Source organism: Lacrimispora sp. 38-1 (assembly GCF_049890855.1).
Classification (GTDB): domain Bacteria; phylum Bacillota; class Clostridia; order Lachnospirales; family Lachnospiraceae; genus Lacrimispora.
On sequence record NZ_JBANEW010000076.1, the window covers coordinates 1 to 2067 of the forward strand.

The following is a 2067-nucleotide window of genomic DNA, read 5'->3' on the forward strand; positions in this document are numbered from 1 at the left end:
AGGTAGAGCACTGAATTTCCTAGGGGGCGTCAAAGCTTACCAAAGAATATCAAACTCCGAATGCCGGTCAGATGATGTACGGGAGTCAGACTGCACGAGATAAGTTGGGCAGTCAAAAGGGAAAGAGCCCAGACCACCAGCTAAGGTCCCAAAGTGCGTGTTAAGTGGAAAAGGATGTGAGATTTCAGAGACAACTAGGATGTTGGCTTAGAAGCAGCCACACATTCAAAGAGTGCGTAATAGCTCACTAGTCGAGAGGTCTTGCGCCGAAAATGTCCGGGGCTAAAACACGACACCGAAGCTGTGGAATGTATATTAATATACATTGGTAGAGGAGCATTCTTAATGCGCAGAAGCATTACCGTAAGGAGGTGTGGAGCGTTAAGAAGAGAGAATGCCGGAATGAGTAGCGAGATGGAGGTGAGAATCCTCCAGGCCGAATATCTAAGGTTTCCAGAGTAAAGCTGATCTGCTCTGGGTAAGTCGGGACCTAAGGCGAGGTCGAAAGACGTAGTCGATGGACAACAGGTTGAAATTCCTGTACCGCATATTATCAGAACTGTGGGGACACAGAACCGAGAGAGAACCCGGGAATGAAAAGACCGGGGCAAGCATTTTACTGGCTGAGTTGGCAAATCCGCTCAGCAACAGGAAGGTGTGACGCGTACCGAACAAAAGTAGGGAAGTCTCTGTAGGGGCTGTCAAGAAAAGCCGCTATTGTGTAATATGTGCCCGTACCGTAAACCGACACAGGTGGATGAGGAGAGAATCCTAAGGCCGGCGGGAGAAGCATTGTTAAGGAACTCGGCAAAATGACCCCGTAACTTCGGGATAAGGGGTGCCTGAGAAATCAGGCCGCAGAGAATAGGCTCAAGCAACTGTTTAGCAAAAACACAGGTCTATGCAAAACCGAAAGGTGAGGTATATGGGCTGACGCCTGCCCGGTGCTGGAAGGTTACGAGGAGGGGTTAGCGGCAACGCGAAGCTCTGAATTTAAGCCCCAGTAAACGGCGGCCGTAACTATAACGGTCCTAAGGTAGCGAAATTCCTTGTCGGGTAAGTTCCGACCCGCACGAAAGGCGTAATGATTTGAGCGCTGTCTCGACAATGCACCCGGTGAAATTGAAATACCAGTGAAGATGCTGGTTACCTGCGCCAGGACGGAAAGACCCCATGGAGCTTTACTCCAGCTTGATACTGGGATTCGGTGCTGCATGTACAGGATAGGTGGGAGGCAATGAAATAGGGACGCCAGTCTCTATGGAGCCGATGTTGGGATACCACCCTTGCGGTATTGGATTTCTAACCTGCAGCCATAACCTGGCTGGGGGACAATGTCAGGCGGGGAGTTTGACTGGGGCGGTCGCCTCCGAAAGAGTATCGGAGGCGCTCAAAGGTTCCCTCAGAATGGTCGGAAACCATTCGAAGAGTGCAAAGGCATAAGGGAGCTTGACTGCGACACCGACGGGTGGAGCAGGTAGGAAACTAGGACTTAGTGATCCGGTGGTATAAAGTGGGATTGCCATCGCTCAACGGATAAAAGCTACCCTGGGGATAACAGGCTTATCACTCCCAAGAGTTCACATCGACGGAGTGGTTTGGCACCTCGATGTCGGCTCATCGCATCCTGGGGCTGTAGTAGGTCCCAAGGGTTGGGCTGTTCGCCCATTAAAGCGGTACGCGAGCTGGGTTCAGAACGTCGTGAGACAGTTCGGTCCCTATCCGGCGTGGGCGTAGGATATTTGAGAGGAGCTGTCCTTAGTACGAGAGGACCGGGATGGACTGACCTCTGGTGTATCTGTTGGTGATCAACACCATGGCAGAGTAGCCAAGTCGGGAAGGGATAAACGCTGAAGGCATCTAAGCGTGAAGCCCCCCTCAAGATGAGATATCCCATCGCAAGAGTAAGACCCCTTGAAGACGACGAGGTAGATAGGGCAGAGGTGGAAGCATGGTAACATGTGCAGCTGACTGTCACTAATAGGTCGAGGGCTTAACCAGGTTGGTTTAGGTAAGAGGAAAGAACGGATGAAGATATATAACAATGTGTGGTTTTGAGGGTATATG

General features: G+C 51.1%; 1 rRNA gene. It reads left to right on the plus strand.

Annotated elements, in window-relative coordinates:
• Nucleotides 1-2001 (plus strand): 23S ribosomal RNA (locus tag V7D18_RS21925); the annotation flags it as partial.
• Nucleotides 2002-2067 lie beyond the last annotated feature (66 nt).